Origin of the sequence: Caulobacter sp. ErkDOM-C, assembly GCF_048541825.1 — a bacterium.
GTDB lineage: Bacteria > Pseudomonadota > Alphaproteobacteria > Caulobacterales > Caulobacteraceae > Caulobacter.
Genome location: NZ_CP183332.1, coordinates 109,878 through 125,875 on the forward strand (window position 1 = coordinate 109,878; position 15,998 = coordinate 125,875).

Genomic DNA, 15,998 nt, shown 5'->3' on the forward strand with positions numbered 1-15,998 from the left:
TATCCCACGGTGCGCCAGAAGGGGTGTGAGGGGGCGCGCGTCAGCGTCCCGTTTAGCCGAAGCCCACAAAACGCGCGACAAGATTGACGAGAGGTAAACGCCGAACGCGGCGCCGTTATGGCGCGGCGGCGCAGTTGTGGTATTGCCATTTGAAGTTGAGCGACGTGTTCTGAAATCCACCGGCGCGCCAGGAATGCCTTGGCGCTGCGCATCCCCGCTGTCACAAGTCCGCCGTGCCCACGATCGTTGATTCCGCTCCCCTCGACACCGCCCGTGACGTCCTGCGCCGGACGTTCGGCCATGCTGACTTCAGAGGTCTGCAGGCCGGGGTGATCGGCGAGCTGCTGGCCGGCCGCAGCGCCATGGCCGTGCTGCCGACCGGCGGCGGCAAGAGCCTCTGCTATCAGATCCCCGCCCTGATCCGTCCGGGCCTGGGTTTGGTGGTCTCGCCGCTGATCGCCCTGATGGCCGACCAGGTGGCTGGGCTGAAGCAGGCCGGCGTGGCGGCCGAGCGCCTGGACAGCAATACCACCCCCGACGAGCGGTCCGACATCTGGCGGCGCATCGACGAAGGCCAGCTGGATCTGCTGTACCTGTCGCCCGAAGGCCTGATGCAGCCGTCGATGCTGGACCGGCTGTCGCGCCTGAACCTGGCCCTGGTCGCCGTCGACGAGGCCCACTGCGTCAGCCAGTGGGGTCACGATTTCCGGCCCGAATACCGGATGCTGGGTCGCATTGCCGAGGTCTTCCCCAACGTCCCGCGCCTGGCCGTCACCGCCACCGCCGACGCCCGGACCCGCGACGACATTCGCGCCGAGCTTCGCCTCGAGGGGGCTGCGGAGTTTGTCGACAGCTTCGCTCGCCCCGAACTGGCCCTGAACGCCGAGCGCAAGCGTGGCAAGGGTCATGACCGGGTGGTCGAGCTGGTGCTGGAACGCCCGGGCCGGGCCGGGGTCGTCTATGCCGGCAGCCGCGACTCCACCGAAAAGCTGGCCGAGAAGCTGATCGCCCAGGGCGTTCCCGCGCTGGCCTATCATGCCGGCCTCGACAAGAACGTCCGGGCCCGGCGGCTGGAGGAGTTCCTCGAGGCCGACGCGGCGGTGATGGTGGCGACGATCGCCTTCGGCATGGGCGTCGACAAGCCCGACGTCCGCTTCGTGATCCACGCCGATCCGCCCGCCGCCATCGAGGCCTATTGGCAGGAGATCGGCCGGGCCGGGCGCGACGGCCAGCCGGCCGAGGGCATCACCCTGTATGGCTCGGCCGACCTGGCCTGGGCCGGCAAGCGCATCGAGGGGCGCGAGGCACCCGACGAGGTCCGACAGGTCCAGACCCGCAAGCTGCGGCAGTTCTACGCGATGCTGGAGGGAACCACCTGCCGCGCCGCCGCCGTGCGCCGCTATTTCGGCGAGGAGGGCGTGGCCGTCTGCGGGGTCTGCGACATCTGCACCTCGCCGCCCCAGGGGATCGACGCCACACAGGCGGCCCAGAAGGCGCTGTCGGCCGCCCACCGCCTGGGCGGACGCTTCGGGCGCGGCCGGCTGATCGACCATCTGCTGGGCAAGACCAAGGACGTCACGCCGCAGGAAGCCCAGATGTCGACCTTCGGCATCGGCCGCGAATACAGCCCCGTCACCTGGCGCGATCTGCTCGACACCCTGGTCTTCGAAGGGCTGCTGCGCGAGGATCCCAATGACGGCCGGCCGCTGATCGGTCTGGGCGAGGTTGAGGGCGTCAAGGCCGTCTATCGCGGCGAGCGCAAGGTCAGCCTGCGTCAGCAGGTGGAGGCGTCCGATCCGACCACCCGCTCCGGCGCGCCGCGCAAGCGCCGCGAGGGCAAGGCCCTGACGGTGCCCGTGGAAGATCAGGCGCTGTTCGAGGCCCTGCGGTCCTGGCGCCGCGAACAGGCCCAGTCCCAGCATGTGCCACCCTATGTGATCTTCCACGACGCCACCCTGGCCGAGATCGCCGCCGCGCGTCCGTCCAGCCTGCCGGCCCTCGCCAAGGCCGGCGGCGTCGGCCAGGGCAAGCTGGATCGCTATGGCGAGGCGGTGCTGAAGGTGGTTCGCGAGAACTAGAGCGTCGTGCGGAAAAGTAGATGCCGGTTTTCCGCAAAGACGATGCGAAAACAGAAAGCTAGAGCTGGTCGGCCTTGACGCCAGAGGCCCGCATCGCTCCCAGCCGCGCAAAGGCCAGGGTCAGGGCCTTGCGGCGGGCGGGGGCCAGCGGCGCGACCGGCGCCTCGCGGACCACGGCGCCGCCAAAGGCGTCGGCCACGATCATCCCCGGTTCCTCGGGCAGGATACCGTCCGGAAAATGCGGGGCGACCGCGAAATAGAAGGCGTCGCAATAGGGCGCGTATTCCGGCCACTTGCGGTCGATGCGGAAGTCTTCCAGCCCCGACTTGACCTCGACGATCAGGATGTCGCCCTTTGGTCCCAGGGCCATCAGGTCGGCCCGCCGCCCGTTGGGCAGGGTCACCTCGGCCAGGGGCGCATAGCCCAGCGACACCAGGAACCGCGCGGCCCCCCGGGTGACCGCGTCGGTGGTCTCGGGCCGCGATGGGCGCAGGTCGATCACGACGTCCATGGCTTGATCCTGTTCCAGCTTTGTTCGCGGATCAAGGTTAAAAAGCATCGCGTCGGGCGAGCCCCGTTCCCGCTCTGGGCGCGACGCTTTGACCACAACCTTTCGGCGCAATAGCCCGAATATATCAAGCGGGGCGTTAGGCGGGCGGTGCTGTGAAGACGTGTTCTGTTCTGGCGATCGCCACGACCGTGGCTCTGGCGTCGCAAGGCGTTGCGACGGCCGCGCCGCGCACGCCCCCTCCGGCCGAAGCGGCTCTCGCCGAGCCTTCGACCGAGACCATCGCCTTCACACAGCGCAAGTCGCCCGGTCTGCGCTCCGGCGTGGAGGTCAACCTCAATCCCCCCGGCATGGGACTGGCCGGCATGGTGGGCGCCGTGATCGGCCAGGCTATCGTTGAAAACATGTCCGGCGCGCAGTTGGCCCGGAAAAACCAGATCGTCGATCCGACGCCTGACCTGGCGCGCGAACTGGCCTGGACGCTGGCCGAGGGCCGGGAAGCGGTCGTTCTTGAGCAGCCGATCGCCATCGAGCGCCAGAAGCCCAAGGCGATTGCCAAAATGGCCGTCGGCGCCCGCTACATCGTCGATGTGCGGAACATGGGCTGGAGCGTGGTCGGCTCGGCGATGTACGAAAAGGACGCGACTTATTATGCGAAGCTGGACGTCATCGACGGCCGTACTGGAGCCGTCGCGGTCAACACCCTCTGCCGGTGGGAGGCCCCTGCGCTCTTGAAAAGCGAGAGCGCCCTCTATCGCCCGGACGCCGGGGAACTCGCCAAGGCGCACTTCGCGGCGGGCCATGAGGCTTGTCTGGGTCAGTTCAAGATCGCGATCAGAAGCCTCTACCTTCCGTCGGCGCGGCCCCCGGAAGGCCGGGGGATCGCGCCCTTCCCGCAGACGAGGACGATCGCCGAGATGTCGCCAATCGAGACCCGGGTGGCGACACCGGCCGCTGTTGTGATGTCGACACTTCCGCCGCCAGCGCCGGTGGTTGCGCCGCCGGTCTGGCTCGAGGCCGCGCCAAGTCCTCCAACGCCTCCGCGAAGGATCAACCCTGCCCCGCTCGCGGCGGCGCCGGTCGCGATCGCCGAGTTCGAGCGCTGGGAGTCGCCGCCAGCCCAGCCCCTCCCGCCCTATGTCGAATACCCCTATGCCCGGCCCTATGAGGCGCCGCCGTCGCGGACCCCGCCGCCACCTGAGGTCCGCTATGCCGGCCGCGACGCCAACGGCTATCTCACCTGGCCGGGCAAGCGCCCTTAAGGCGCCGGTTGCAGGGTCGGTCGCAGCATCGAGACGTCATAGCCCATGGCCTTGGCCCGGGCGGTCAGGGCCTCGCGCTCCAGACCGGTCGGGGGCTTGCGGGTCAGAAGCCAGAGATACTTGCCCGAGCCCTCGCCGACGATGCTCCAGCTGTAGTCGTCGGCGTGGTCCATGACCCAGTAATCGCCCCAAAACGGACCGAAGAACGAGACCTTCAGCTTGGCGTTGGTCGCCGCATCGACAATCTTTGCCCGACCCTCGCTGGTTTTGACCGGACCGTCTACTGCGCCCTGGCGGCAGGTGTTGAGCACCCGGACCAAGCCATCGGGACGTTTGGAATATTCGGCGGTGACGCCCTCGCAGCCCTTCTCGAACCGCATGTCGTAGCGGGCGGCCTCGTACCAGAGGCCCAGATAGCGATCCAGTTCCACGGCCTTGGCCGGCTGGGGCGGGCTGGGATTGCCGCTGGGCCCCGCCACGCAGGCGGCCAGCAGCAGGGGCAGGGTCAGGGTGAGGGTCCAGGGTTTCATGCGATCAGACGTCCGGATGGGCGGGGAATTCGAGTTTGGCGTAGCCCAACGCCCTCACCCGCGACAGGGCTGCCGCCCTGATGTCCGAAGGCATGTCCGCCCGGCGCGACAGCAGCCAGACATAGTTGCCCCCCGGCGTGGCCATGATCGCCCACGACTGGTCGTCGGCCCTGTCCAGCACTCAGTACTCCTGGGTTCTCAGGCCGCCCAAAAAGCTCATCGAGAACCTGGCGTTGCGGGTGTCGGCGACGATCCTGCCCGTGGTGTTGAAGGTCTTGGCCGCGCCCGAGGCCGAGCCCTTGCGGCAGATCTGCACGACCTTGAAGCCGCTGGCCCCGGTGCTGGTGAACTGGGTGGAGGCCGCCTCGCAGTCGCGCTGGCCTGAATTGGGCGTGCGGGCGATCTCGAACCATTGGCCCGAATAGAACTCTGCCGAGACGGCCTTGGCCGGAGGCTTGGCGGCGGCGTGGGCCGAACTCGCCATTCCAGCAACACCGAGGGCGCAGGCGAGTCCGCCGGCGGAGATCAGGTTGAGACTGCGCATGGAGCAAACCTTGCCAACAAGGCAACTCAAACGCAAACCGCTCGCCCTTGTTCCGGGCGAGCGGCCTGTTTGGCTTGATCGAAAGCCTATTCGGCGGCGATGCCGATCGCGCCGGCCGGACGATTGCGGAAGTTGATGGCCTGCAGGTGGCGAATGCCCTCCTCGGCGATGTCGTCGCCGACGGTGCGATCGCCTTCGCCCCTCAGCTCCTCGATGTCGACATACATCGCGTAGAAGGCCTTGGTGCGGTCGGTGATGATGCCGGCGTTCAGCAGGGTCTTGACCAGCACGCGGAAGATGTTGGTCTGCTCCTTCATGGCCTCGCGACGCACGTCGTCGGTCATGATCTTCCCGTACTCCTCGACCACCTTGTCGGGATCCAGGCCGAACTCGGCATAGAGATCCATCTGCTGGTGCGGCGAGACGAGGTTGAACAGCAGGGTCTGGAAGCAGTGCGCCGCCCAGTCCTCGATGATCGCATGTTCCTCGGCCGACAGCTTGGGCACCGTGCGGTCGGCCCAGATCTTCCCGAACTTGTGGTGGAAGGCCTCGTCGGTCATCACCAGCTGCAGCATCTTCTTGCCGACCGGATCATTGATCTGGTTGTAGAAGGTGGCGAAGGCGCCCATGGCTAGGCCCTCGACCAGCATCTGCATGCCGATGATCTTCTTGTAGACTTCCGGCGCGCCGATGATCTCGACCAGCAGGGTCTTCAGGGCCGGACCGCACTCGACCGGCTTGCCCCAGCGCGCCTTGATGTATTTGGCGAAGGCCGTGACGTGGCGGGCCTCTTCGCGGGTCTGGTTGGCGGCATATTCCTGCGCGCCCTGGTCCTTCAGAACGTGGCACAGCGAGGCTGACAGGTTCAGCGCGCCCTGTTCGCCGTGCAGGATCGACGAGAAGCTGCGCAGCACCGACTGGTTGATGAAGCGGATGCGCGTCTTGGGATCGCTGAGGTGATTGGAGACATAGTCGGTCGACAGGGCGATCACGAGATCCTCGGGCACCAGGGCCTGGTTCTCCATGTCGAACGGCACGTCGAAATCGATATAGGCCTTGTCCAGCGGATCCCAGAAATGGTCATGGGTCGCCGAAATGATCTTGTCGAAGGCCGTGGAGCGGTTGTTGTAGCGGTCCAGTTCGAGCATCGACTCGAAGTCGTCCGGCGCCACCGCGTCGTACATGGCGTCCTTGGTGATGTTCTTGTCCGTCATGGGGGCTCCTCCGGTGGCCTGGTTTGGGGCAGGTCTTGCGCCAGCTTCCAACGATCTAAACACTGTCAACTCAATCTCGAGGATGGGTCAAATTAAAAATGACGGACGCGTCAGGTTCGCTCCAGAGGCGATCCATCGGCGACCGCCCAGAGGGCGCCAGAGGGGGAAGCTGAAATGGTCCAGCCGCTGAACATCTTCATCCTGACCGGCGCGGGGGTCTCGGCCGAGAGCGGCCTGAAGACCTTTCGCGATTCCGACGGCCTGTGGACCCAGAACGATCTGGCCCAACTGGCCACGCCCGAGGGCTTCGCCAGGGACCCGGCCCGGGTGCGCGACTTCTATTCGGCCCGTCGCAAGATCCTCGAGATCGCCGCCCCCAACGCCGCCCACATCGCCCTGGCCCGGCTGGAGCGCGAGATGACCGCCCTGGGCGGATGGATCTTCCTCTGCACCCAGAACGTCGACGACCTGCACGAAAAGGCCGGCAGCCGGCGGGTCGTCCACATGCATGGTCAACTGACCGTCACCCGCTGCACGATGTGTTCGGGCAACTGGACCGACCGGGGCCCGCTGACCGCCCGCCAGGTCTGCCCGGAATGCGGAACGGTGGGCGCCACCCGGCCGGACGTGGTGTGGTTCGGCGAGCTGCCGATGTTCATGGACCAGATCGAACAGGCTCTGGAGGAGGCCGACCTGTTCGTGGCTATCGGCACGTCGGGCTCGGTCTATCCCGCCGCCGGCTTCGTGGCCGAGGCGCGGGCCCTGGGCATCCCGACCTGCGAGATCAATGTGACGCGGTCCGACAACGCCCATGCTTTCGACCGGCGGATCTATGGGCCTGCGACGGAGAAGGTGAGCCAATGGGTGAGTGAGCTGCTCGGGGATTGAGGGGGCTCTTTGGGAGCCAGTCTGGCGCGCTCGACTTTAGGCCACTCGGCGGGTGGAGGGGCGTGGCCGGATCAGCCCTTCAAAGCCCCGGCCACCACTTCGCGCGCCTCGGCCTGTACCTGCTTCAGATGCTCGTCCCCCAAGAACGACTCTGCATAGATCTTGTAGACGTCCTCGGTCCCCGACGGCCGCGCCGCAAACCAGGCGTTCTGCGTCACTACCTTCAGCCCGCCGATCGCCTCGCCATTGCCCGGCGCGGTGGTCAGGGTGGCGGTGATCGGCTCGCCGGCCAGGCTCGTCGCCGTCACGTCGGACGGGCTCAGCGCGCCCAGCCGCGCCTTCTGCGCCCGGTCGGCCGGGGCGTCGATGCGGGCATAGGACGGTCGGCCATATTTTTCGGCCAGATCGTCATACAGCTTGCTGGCGCTGCGTCCGGTGCGGCCCTGGATCTCGGCGGCCAGCAGGGCCAGCAGCAGGCCGTCCTTGTCCGTCGTCCACACGGTCCCGTCGCGGCGCAGGAACGCGGCCCCGGCCGATTCCTCGCCGCCGAACCCGACGCTACCGTCCAGCAGGCCGGGCACGAAATGCTTGAAGCCGACGGGCACCTCCAGAAGCCTGCGGCCTAGGCCGGCCACCACGCGGTCGATCATCGAGGACGAGACCAGGGTCTTGCCGACGGCCACGTCGGGGCCCCAGCCTTCGCGATGGCTGAACAGGTACGAGATCGAGGCGGCCAGGAAATGGTTGGGGTTCATCAGCCCGCCGTCGGGGGTGACGATGCCGTGGCGGTCGGCGTCGGCGTCGTTGCCGGTGGCGACGTCATAGCCCGCGCCGCCAGCCATCGCCTTGATGAGATTGGCCATGGCGCAGGGCGACGAGCAGTCCATGCGGATCTTGCCGTCGGCGTCCAGCGGCATGAAGGCCCAGCGCGGATCGACCGTCGGATTGACCACGGTCAGGTCCAGGCGGTGACGGTCGGCGATCTCGCCCCAATAGCCGACGCTGGCCCCGCCCAGCGGGTCGGCGCCGATCTTCACACCCGCGCTGCGGATGATATCGAGATCCAGCACGCTCGGGAGGTCGTCGACATAACGGCCCAGAAAGTCGAAGCGCCCCACCTGGGCGATCGCCCGCTCGAACGGCATGCGCCGCACGTCGGCCAGACCGCCTTCAATCAGCTGGTTGGCGCGATTGGCGATCGCCGAGGTGGCCGAACCGTCGGCCGGTCCGCCCGACGGCGGATTGTACTTGATACCGCCGTCGCGGGGCGGGTTGTGCGACGGGGTGATCAGGATGCCGTCGGCCAGCCCCGAGGTCTTGCCGCGATTGAAGGCGAGGATGGCATGCGACACCGCCGGGGTCGGGGTGAAGCCGTCGCGGTCGTCGATCAGGGTTTCGACGCCGTTGGCGACCAGCACCTCGATCACGTTGCGCCAGGCGGGCTCGGACAGACCGTGGGTGTCGCGGCCGACGAAGATCGGGCCGGTGATGCCCTGGGCAGCGCGATACTCCACGATCGACTGGGTGATCGCCAGGATGTGGGCCTCGTTGAAGGCCCCGTCGAGGCTGGAGCCCCGGTGCCCGGACGTGCCGAACGCCACCCGCTGGCCGGGACTGGTCATGTCGGGCTTGCGGTCAAAATAGGCGCCGGTCAGGGCGGCCAGATCGATCAGGTCTTCGGGTCGGGCCAGCTGGCCAGCGCGTGCATGCATGTCGGGAAGCCTATCGATCGAAGGTGGGGCGTTCAATTCGGTGCAGAGTCTGGACGGCTGTCTTCAGAACGCGGCGCTGAAGATTGTTCCATCCGGCATCAGGGCGGCGCGTTTGACGCCGTCCGAGGCGAACGGCATGGCGACCCTGCCGTCCCGGTCGATGCTGATCAGCCCGCCGTCACCGCCCAGAGCCGCGACCCCGGCTATGGCGGCGGCCGCCGCGCTTTCCAGGCTCTCGCCGCCAAAGCGCATGCGGTGGGCGATCTGCACCGCCACGGCCGTGCGGATGAAATATTCGCCCTGGCCCGTACAGGAGACGGCAACGGTGTCGTCGGCCCAGGCGCCAGCCCCGATCAGAGGGCTGTCGCCGATGCGCCCCGGCATCTTGCCGAACACCCCGGCCGTCGAGGTGGCCGCCGCCAGCCGGCCTTCGCTGTCGCGAACCACACAGCCGACGGTGCCGGTCGGGTGATCGGGCGGATGGTTGCTCTCGAAGGCCCCCGCATGGGTGAACCAGCTGGCCGGATCGGCGATCTCCTCAAGGCCCTGCGACCGTGCGAAGGCCATGGCGCCTTCGCCGGCCAGCATGACGTGCGGGGTCTTTTCCATCACGGCCCGGGCGGCCAGGATCGGGCTCTCGAACCCCTGCAGGGCGGCGATCGAGCCGGCGCGGCCGGTGGCCCCGTCCATCAGGCAGGCGTCCAGCTCATAGGCCCCGGCCGCATTGGGCGAGGCGCCCTTGCCGGCGATGTAGAGGCCGCTGGCCTCCAGAGCCACGACGGTCTCGACCGCGACGTCCAGGGCGCTGGCCCCGGCGGCCAGATGGTCGCGCGCCGCCTCGACCAGACCGCGCATGTGGGCGATCTCTGCGCCGTAGTCATGACCCGGCGCCGAGCCCGCGCCGCCGTGCAGGGCGAGACTAAAACGTTTGTTTGACATTCCGCTTCCTTGGTCGCGCGCCCTGCGTTAGCGTCCGGCCTCTTAACGAATAAAGACGGGAGAAGACAGATGAAGGCGGTTCTCAGCACGGTGGTCGGCGGCCCCGAAACCCTGGAATTGTCGGAACTGCCCGATCCCGTGGCCGGTCCCGGTCAGGTGCTGATCGATGTGAAGGCCTGCGGCGTCAACTATCCCGACGTGCTGATCATCGAGGACAAGTACCAGTTCAAGCCGAACCGTCCCTTCGCGCCGGGTGGCGAGGTCTCGGGCCTGATCGCCGCCGTCGGGGAGGGCGTGACGAAGTTCAAGGTCGGCGACCGCGTGCTGGCCTCGACCGGCTGGGGCGGCATGGCCGAGAAGCTGGCCCTTGAAGAGGCCCGCTGTACCGCGATCCCCGACAACATGCCCTTCGACGAGGCCGCGGCCTTCATCCTGACCTACGGCACCTCGTACTACGCCCTGAAGGATCGCGGCTCCCTCAAGGCCGGCGAGACCCTGCTGGTGCTGGGCGCGGCCGGCGGCGTCGGTCTGGCGGCCGTGGAGCTGGGCAAGGCGGCCGGCGCGCGCGTCATCGCCGCGGCCTCCAGCCAGGAAAAGGTCGATCTGGCCATCGCCCACGGCGCCGACAGCGGCGTGGTCTATCCGCGCGGACCGTTCGACAAGGACGGCCAGAAGGCCCTGGCCAATCTGATCAAGGAGGCCTGCGGCCCCAATGGCTGGGACGTGGCCTATGACGCGGTCGGCGGCGACTATTCGGAAGCCACCATCCGCGCCGCCGGCTGGAACGGCCGTTTCCTGGTGATCGGCTTCCCGTCGGGCATTGCCAAGATTCCGCTGAATCTGACCCTGCTGAAGTCGTGCGACATCGTGGGCGTGTTCTGGGGCGCCTCGGTGGCCCGCGATCCGGCCGGCCACGCCCAGAACGTCAAGGAACTGATGGCGCTCTACGCCGAGGGCAAGATCAAGCCACACGTTTCCGAGCGCTTCCCGCTGGAGCGGGCCGGCGACGCCATTGCCCATCTGGCCAGCCGCAAGGCCATGGGCAAGGTGGTCGTGACCAACGACTAAAACCCTCCGGGCCCTGACGGCGGCCGTTGCGTCGTCAGGGTTAAGGGGCGCTAAGGACGAAATTTATCGGGATGCTTACGAGCCATCCCCGAGACTGAACGCGGTTCTCACGAAAGCCGCCGATGTCGCAGACTGCCCGTTCCGTTCCGCCTTCGCAGGAGGCCGCTCGACCGTTCCGCCTCAAGCGGCGGGCCAACGAGCGGGTCAAGCTGCTGGGCGAGACCATGGACCTGGTGCGCCACGAGGAAGTCTTCCACTTCGTCGGCGCGCGGCTGGCGCGGGGTGTGTCCTCGATCATCGCCAACCACAATCTTCACAGCCTGTACCTGACCCGCAAGAGCGCCAAGGTCCGGGCCTTCTTCACCGTCGCCGATCTGGTCGAGGTGGATTCGACGCCGCTGCTGGCCTGGGCTCGCGTGATCGGCCGCTCCAGCCGACAGTTCCACCGCTGCACCTATCTGGACTGGCGCGACTTCTTCTGGGCCAAGGCCAAGCAGGAAAACTGGCGGGTCTTCTTCGTCGGCGGCGCCCCTGGCGTGGCCGAGGCGGCGAGCGAGACGATCCTGAGCGACCATCCGGGCGTCCAGCTTTCGACCCACCACGGCTATTTCGACGCCAGCCCCGGCTCGGACGAAAATGCGGCCGTGGTCGCAAAGATCAACGCCTTCAAGCCTCACATCCTGCTGGTTGGCATGGGCATGCCGCGCCAGGAGATCTGGGTGTTTGAGAACCACAAGGCGATCACCAGCCCCTGCGCCCACTTCACCGTCGGCGGCGCCTTTGACTACGAGGCCGGCGTCCAGAAGGCCGCGCCCCGCTGGATGGGGCAGATCGGCGTCGAGTGGCTGTTTCGCCTCATGGCCGATCCGCGCCGGCTCTTTTCGCGCTACTGCGTCGAGCCCTGGTTCCTGGTCGGGCCGGCCATGGGCGACCTGCGCCAGGCCTTCCTGACCAAGCCATCCGCTCAGATCGAGGGCGCGAGCGCCTTTCCAGGCTAGCCAAGCCCTCCGTCCTCCGCGAGTATGATCGCTGATCACCGATCCATCAGAGGTCGGGGCGGGAGCGCGAAGGAACAACGCTATGGCTGGACGTCTGAACGGCAAGGTCGCCGTCATCACTGGAGCTTGTTCGGGCATTGGCCTGGGCGCGGTCGAACTGTTTGTCGCCGAGGGCGCCAGCGTCATCGCCGCCGACCTGCAGGAAGACAAGGGTGCGATGCTGGAGAAGCGTTTCCCCGACACCGTGCGCTTCGCCCGCTGCGACGTCACCGTCGAGGCGGACATCGCCAAGGCCGTGAACATGGCCAAGGACGCCTTTGGCGGCCTGGACATCCTGTTCAACAACGCCGGCCATGGCGGTACGCCGCTGGGCGTCGCCGACATGACCGCCGAGGGCTGGGATCAGACCTTCGCCCTGCTGGTGCGCGGCCCGGCCCTGGGCATGAAATATGCCGTGCCATTGATGCTGGAGCGCGGCGGTGGCTCGATCATCAACACCGCCTCGATCGCCGGCCTGCAGGCGGGTTTCGGACCGCTGGCCTATTCGACCGCCAAGTGCGCCGTGATCCACATGAGCCGCTGCGCTGCGGCCGAGCTGTCGCCTGACAGGATCCGGGTCAACGCCATTTGCCCGGGCCTCATCGCCACCTCGATCTTCGGCGCCTCGATAGGGCTGCCCCGCGACGTCGCCGACCAGATGGCCGCCCGCGTCGCCGAGGTGGGTCCCAAGATCCAGCCGATCCCCAAGGCCGGCCTGCCCGAGGACATCGCCCGCGCAGCCCTCTATCTGGCCTGCGACGATTCCGAGTTCGTGACCGGCACCCACATCGTGGTGGACGGTGGCATCACGGTGGGCGGCCGTAGCAGCTGGGACAAGAACGCGCCCTCGCCCATTCTGTCGGCCATGGGCATCACGACGGAACAGGCCGAGCAGATGCGAACGGCCATGGCCACCCAAGGAAACCAGGGCGGCGCGGCCGGGTGACGGCGAGCGCCCTAACACCCAACCTGCGTGGCGCGCTGTGGATGTTGGCCTCTGCGGTCGGCTTCACGGCGATGACCACCCTGATCAAGTATCTGGGGCCGGGCTATCCGGCCGCCCTGCAGACCTTCTACCGGCAGCTGGCGGGGGTGATCATCCTGCTGCCGCTAATGGCGCGCGACTGGCGCGGCACGTTCTACACCACCCGGCCAGGCATCCTGATCTTCCGGTCCAGCGCCGGGGTTCTGGCCCTGATCCTCAGCTTCTACGCCTATCAGGAACTGCCGCTGGCCGACGCCAACGCTCTGTCCTTCACCCGGACCCTGTGGCTGGTGCCGTTCGCCGGCCTGATCTTGCGGGAGCCGATCGGACCCTTGCGGATCGGCGCTGCAGTGGTCGGGTTCCTGGGCGTTCTGATCATGCTGCAACCCGGAGCCGATGGGTCCGGCGGCTGGCTGGGCTGGCCGCAGGCGGCGGCCCTGGCGGCGGCTCTGCTGTTTGCCCTGACCATCACCGGCATGAAGGTGATGACCCGCGACCACTCGCCGTTCACCCTGCTGGTCTATGCGGCCGTGCTGGGCCTGGTGTTTTCGATTCCTCCAGCCCTGTTCGTCTGGCGCTGGCCCAGTCTGCCAGACCTTGGCCTGCTGGCCGCCATGGGCGTGATCGGCACCCTGACCCAAGGGGCCTATATCAAGGGGATGCAGGCAGGGGAGGCGGCCGTGATGGCCCCGATCGACTATACGAGGCTGGTCTTCGCCGTACTGGTCGGCTTCCTGCTGTTCCATGAGGTGCCCAAGACGGCGACCTTGATCGGGGCGGCCATCGTGGTGGGCTCGACCCTGTTCATCTCCTGGCGGGAGCACCAGGTGTCCAGGCGCAGGGCCCTGGTCGATCAGTCGCCGGAATAGCCCCGCCGCCAAGCGACGAACTTTGCGAGCCCATCGGCCAACTTGACCCTGGGCCGGTATCCGGTCAGCGCGTGGAGCTTGTCGATATTGGCGTAGGTGGCGGTGACATCGCCGGGCTGCATGGGCCGCATGATCTTGATGGCCGGGGCGCCAAGCGCGGCTTCGAGCGTGGAGATCATCTCCATCAGCCCGACCGGGTCATTGTCGCCGATATTGTAGACCTCGTGCCCGCCCTGGGCCGGCGGGTGGTCGAGGACGCCGACGATCCCGTCGACGATGTCGTCGATATAGGTGAAGTCGCGCGCCATCTCGCCCTCGCCATAGACCTCGATGGGCTCGCCCGAGAGGATCTTCTCGGTGAAACCGTAGTAGGCCATGTCGGGCCGGCCCCAGGGGCCATAGACGGTGAAGAACCGCAGGCCCGACTGGGGAAAGCCGTAGAGCGCTGCGTAGCTCTGGCTGATCAGCTCGCAGGAGCGCTTGGTGGCCGCATAGAGCGACACCGGCGTCTCGGCTGGGTCGGTTTCCTTGAACCCTGAGCCGTTGAGCGGCCGATCGCCGTACACCGAGCTCGACGAGGCATAGACCAGATGCTCGACGCCGCTGTGGCGACAGGCCTCCAGCACGGCCAGATGGCCAGCAAGGTTGCTGCGCTCATAGGCGAACGGGTTGTCGATCGAGTAGCGGACCCCGGCCTGAGCGGCCAGATGCACCACGCGCTTGGCGCCGGAGGTCTTGACCAACTGCAGCAAGGCCTCGTGCTCAGCGATGTCCAGGCGGACCATCGTGAAGCCGGGACGGCCTTCCAGCCGCGCGGCCCGGGCCGCCTTCAGAGCCGGGTCGTAATAGGTGTTGAAGTTGTCGACGCCGATCACTGTCTCGCCGCGATCCAGCAGCCGCTCGGCGACATGCATGCCGATGAAGCCGGCCGCGCCCGTAACGATGATCGGTGAAGCCATCATCCCCGCCCGATACTGGCGTAGGTGAAGCCGTGGCGCACCATCTCGCTGGGCTTGTAGACATTGCGCAGGTCGACGACGACGGGGCTGTTCATCAGCAGCTTCAGGCGGTCCAGATCCAGAGCCCGGAACTGGTCCCACTCGGTCAGGATCACCAGGGCGTCGACGCCTTCTGCGGCCTCATAGGCGCCGGCCTTGAACTCGACGCCCGGCAGCATGTGCGCCGCTTCCTTGGCGCCTTCGGGGTCATAGGCCTGCACCGTCGCGCCCATGGCCTGCAGAGCCGGCAGGATGTCGAGGCTGGGCGCGTCGCGCATGTCGTCGGTGTTGGGCTTGAAGGTCACGCCCAGCACGCCGATCGTCTTGCCGGTCAGATCGGACAGGCCGATGGCGTCGGCGACCTTGGTCGCCATGGCCTTTTTGCGGGCGTCGTTCACGGCCACCGTGGCCTCGATCAGCTTGACCGGCGCGCCGTACTGCTGGGCTGTGCGGACCAGGGCGATGGTGTCCTTGGGAAAGCATGAGCCGCCATAGCCGGGACCGGCATTGAGGAATTTGCCGCCGATCCGCTTGTCCAGGCCGATACCCTTGGCCACCTGCTGGACGTCGGCCCCGACCTTTTCGCACAGGTCGGCCATCTCGTTGATGAAGGTGATCTTCATCGCCAGGAACGCGTTGGCGGCATACTTGATCAGTTCGGACGTGCGGCGGCCGGTGAAGACAATGGGCGTCTCGTTCAGCGAAAGCGGGCGGTAGAGCTCGCGCATCACTGCCTGGGCGCGCTCGTCCTCGGTGCCGACCACCACGCGGTCAGGGCGCTTGAAGTCTTCGATCGCCGCGCCTTCGCGCAGGAACTCGGGGTTGGAGACCACGGCGAACTGGGCGTCGGGGCGCACCCGCTTGATGATCGCCTCGACCTCGTCGCCGGTGCCGACCGGCACGGTCGACTTGGTGACGATGACGGTGAAGCCGTCGATCAGGCCGGCGATCTCTTCGGCGGCGGCATAGACGTAGGACAGGTCGGCATGGCCGTCGCCGCGACGGGTGGGCGTGCCCACGGCGATGAACACCGCGTCGGCGGCCTTGACGGCGTCGGCGCCTTCCAGGGTGAAGAACAGCCGGCCTTCGCGGACATTGCGGGCGACCAGGTCATCCAGACCGGGCTCGAAGATCGGGATCTCGCCCTTCTCCAGCCGTTCGATCTTGCTCGGATCCTTGTCGATACACGTCACCACGTGACCGAAATCAGCAAAGCATGCCCCCGACACCAGGCCCACATAGCCCGTGCCAATCATCGCTACGCGCATCGAAACATCCTGATTCGATTGATCATCGCCCGACGGACGACGCCTGTGCCTAATCCAGCAATTGCGACGATGAGGCAAGCTGCCTGCCCTAGACGCTC

14 protein-coding genes and 1 pseudogene are annotated in these 15,998 nt (G+C 67.2%); 7 read left to right on the plus strand and 8 right to left on the minus strand.

Annotation, left to right across the window (positions count from 1 at the left end; all coding sequences use genetic code 11):
* Positions 1-233 precede the first annotated feature (233 nt).
* A complete protein-coding gene (recQ, locus tag ACN2C8_RS00505; protein ID WP_419253790.1) occupies positions 234-2,078 on the plus strand; it encodes a DNA helicase RecQ in 1,845 nt (614 codons plus the stop codon).
* A gap of 58 nt (positions 2,079-2,136) precedes the next feature.
* Here the strand turns inward: recQ and mmcB are convergent, their stop codons facing one another.
* Entirely contained in the window at positions 2,137-2,589 is a 453-nt protein-coding gene (mmcB, locus tag ACN2C8_RS00510; RefSeq protein WP_419253792.1) for a DNA repair putative endonuclease MmcB, read from the minus strand.
* Between the two features lie 152 nt (positions 2,590-2,741).
* Between mmcB and ACN2C8_RS00515 the strand changes: the two genes are divergently transcribed.
* A complete protein-coding gene (locus ACN2C8_RS00515; RefSeq protein ID WP_419253794.1) occupies positions 2,742-3,848 on the plus strand; it encodes a hypothetical protein in 1,107 nt (368 codons plus the stop codon).
* Here the strand turns inward: ACN2C8_RS00515 and ACN2C8_RS00520 are convergent.
* The 3 genes and pseudogenes from ACN2C8_RS00520 to ACN2C8_RS00530 form a co-directional block, all read right to left on the minus strand.
* On the minus strand, positions 3,845-4,378 hold the full coding sequence (locus tag ACN2C8_RS00520; protein WP_419253795.1) for a lipocalin family protein: 534 nt from the start codon (positions 4,376-4,378) through the stop codon (positions 3,845-3,847). The genes ACN2C8_RS00515 and ACN2C8_RS00520 overlap by 4 nt on opposite strands.
* 4 nt (positions 4,379-4,382) lie before the next feature.
* Positions 4,383-4,922: pseudogene (locus ACN2C8_RS00525) on the minus strand (lipocalin family protein).
* Between the two features lie 86 nt (positions 4,923-5,008).
* A complete protein-coding gene (locus ACN2C8_RS00530) occupies positions 5,009-6,136 on the minus strand; it encodes a ferritin-like domain-containing protein (protein WP_419253797.1) in 1,128 nt (375 codons plus the stop codon).
* A 174-nt stretch (positions 6,137-6,310) separates the two neighbouring features.
* Between ACN2C8_RS00530 and ACN2C8_RS00535 the strand changes: the two genes are divergently transcribed.
* Positions 6,311-7,024: an NAD-dependent deacylase gene (locus ACN2C8_RS00535; protein ID WP_419253798.1), complete on the plus strand. Its 714-nt coding sequence runs from the start codon at positions 6,311-6,313 to the stop codon at positions 7,022-7,024.
* 71 nt (positions 7,025-7,095) lie between these two features.
* Here the strand turns inward: ACN2C8_RS00535 and pgm are convergent, their stop codons facing one another.
* Both pgm and ACN2C8_RS00545 read right to left on the minus strand, forming a co-directional pair.
* Positions 7,096-8,736, minus strand: a complete 1,641-nt coding sequence (gene pgm, locus ACN2C8_RS00540) for a phosphoglucomutase (alpha-D-glucose-1,6-bisphosphate-dependent) (protein WP_419253800.1) — start codon at positions 8,734-8,736, stop codon at positions 7,096-7,098.
* A gap of 63 nt (positions 8,737-8,799) precedes the next feature.
* Complete coding sequence (locus ACN2C8_RS00545) at positions 8,800-9,675, minus strand: isoaspartyl peptidase/L-asparaginase family protein (RefSeq protein ID WP_419253802.1); 876 nt, start codon at positions 9,673-9,675, stop codon at positions 8,800-8,802.
* Positions 9,676-9,744: 69 nt separating this feature from the next.
* On the opposite strand from ACN2C8_RS00545, the gene ACN2C8_RS00550 reads away from it, so the two are divergent.
* The 4 genes from ACN2C8_RS00550 (at position 9,745) to ACN2C8_RS00565 (ending at position 13,634) form a co-directional block, all read left to right on the plus strand.
* Entirely contained in the window at positions 9,745-10,743 is a 999-nt protein-coding gene (locus tag ACN2C8_RS00550; RefSeq protein WP_419253804.1) for an NADPH:quinone oxidoreductase family protein, read from the plus strand.
* Between the two features lie 122 nt (positions 10,744-10,865).
* Positions 10,866-11,741, plus strand: a complete 876-nt coding sequence (locus ACN2C8_RS00555; RefSeq protein WP_419253805.1) for a WecB/TagA/CpsF family glycosyltransferase — start codon at positions 10,866-10,868, stop codon at positions 11,739-11,741.
* 82 nt (positions 11,742-11,823) lie between these two features.
* A complete protein-coding gene (locus tag ACN2C8_RS00560) occupies positions 11,824-12,726 on the plus strand; it encodes an SDR family NAD(P)-dependent oxidoreductase (RefSeq protein ID WP_419253807.1) in 903 nt (300 codons plus the stop codon).
* A 41-nt stretch (positions 12,727-12,767) separates the two neighbouring features.
* On the plus strand, positions 12,768-13,634 hold the full coding sequence (locus ACN2C8_RS00565) for a DMT family transporter (RefSeq protein ID WP_419262215.1): 867 nt from the start codon (positions 12,768-12,770) through the stop codon (positions 13,632-13,634).
* On the opposite strand, the gene ACN2C8_RS00570 is transcribed toward ACN2C8_RS00565, so the two are convergent.
* Both ACN2C8_RS00570 and ACN2C8_RS00575 read right to left on the minus strand, forming a co-directional pair.
* Complete coding sequence (locus ACN2C8_RS00570) at positions 13,619-14,596, minus strand: NAD-dependent epimerase/dehydratase family protein (RefSeq protein WP_419253811.1); 978 nt, start codon at positions 14,594-14,596, stop codon at positions 13,619-13,621. The two genes, ACN2C8_RS00565 and ACN2C8_RS00570, sit on opposite strands and share 16 nt — an antisense overlap.
* The gene (locus tag ACN2C8_RS00575; RefSeq protein ID WP_419253813.1) at positions 14,593-15,900 is read right to left on the minus strand and encodes a UDP-glucose dehydrogenase family protein; all 1,308 of its coding nucleotides are present in this window, start codon (positions 15,898-15,900) and stop codon (positions 14,593-14,595) included. The genes ACN2C8_RS00570 and ACN2C8_RS00575 overlap by 4 nt, the downstream gene beginning before the upstream one ends.
* Between the last annotated feature and the right edge of the window lie 98 nt (positions 15,901-15,998).